Consider the following 1,071-nt stretch of genomic DNA (forward strand, 5'->3'; position numbering starts at 1 on the left):
GGGACAGCATTCTCTGAAAGATGCTTATCAGTATATGAAAAGTGTTGGAGAAAAGGGTGTTAAGGGTACGGGTGAAGGTAGTAAGAGTACTAGTGGGAATAGTAAGCATTTAAGTGATGTGAAAATTCCATCAGAAAGAAACAATGAGTTTAATAAATGGTTTGATAATCTATCAGCAAAAGAATTTGAGGAAATGTGGAATAATCCTCAGTTGAGAAGTAAAATAGAAGATAGGATTAGACGCCCAGGAGGATACCATGAGTGGCATCTTGTAGCGAGAACTCCTAAATTTAAGCAGTGGGGAATTAGTATGGATGATATTAAAGAAATGAGGTCTCTGACTAAAGATGTTGAATTTGTAAATCCACCTGGTCGTCATGGAAGAAGAGGCTCGACAAAAGCACATAATGAAATGTTAAAGATTATTGATTCTGCTTCTGACTATGAAAGTTTTGTTAAAGGGCTTAATGAATGGGCTGAAAATAGAATGAAAAATGGCATTATGGATTTACCAGAAGGTTTGAGGAGGTAAAAAATGAAAAACGATGTTTCTTTATGGTTAGGATGCTTTAGTGATTTTGATGAACTCGAAACGTACACTGAAATAAAATATAATGAAGATGGAGATAGTATTCCCTCTATTTTTGAGAAAGATTTTAAATTAGGTTATTATGATAGGGACTTAGTTGAAAAAGATTGGATTCCTGATGCTGAAGATGACATAGAAAAGCTGTTAGTGGATTTTTCATATGATAATCAATTAATACAACAGTACAATAACATTAAGTTAAAGTCTAAATACAATACCATCATTTTAATTTATAATTATGATTATAATAAAGAAGGTAAAATTGTTAACTTCGTAGATAAGACTACCTACAAGTTGGATTTCATTGGTACGGCAGAATATATAGATTAGTGCGAATAAAGTATATTTACAGTGAAAAGAAAAAGAATAGGCTGTTAGAAAGTACGTACTCCATGATGGTTGTACCATCATGGAGTACTGTGTGCAATGAGAGAATATAAAACGAAGTACGAGCTTAGGTGAGATGACATTTTACTAGGCGA

The 1,071-nt window shown here is 33.1% G+C and carries 1 protein-coding gene and 1 pseudogene; both read left to right on the forward strand.

The features are described 5' to 3' along the window. Positions 1-532: pseudogene (locus tag IBT51_RS26895) on the forward strand (hypothetical protein); the annotation flags it as partial. Positions 533-535: 3 nt separating this feature from the next. Next, positions 536-919: an immunity 22 family protein gene (locus IBT51_RS26900; protein ID WP_012094444.1), complete on the forward strand. Its 384-nt coding sequence runs from the start codon at positions 536-538 to the stop codon at positions 917-919. Positions 920-1,071: the final 152 nt, after the last annotated feature.

Source organism: Bacillus sp. S71, assembly GCF_016625265.1.
Taxonomy (GTDB): domain Bacteria; phylum Bacillota; class Bacilli; order Bacillales; family Bacillaceae_G; genus Bacillus_A; species Bacillus_A cereus.

Coding starts and splice junctions, on each gene's coding strand:
- IBT51_RS26900 (WP_012094444.1), top strand. CDS start 536: ATGAAAAACGATGTTTCTTTATGGTTAGGATGCTTTAGTGATTTTGAT.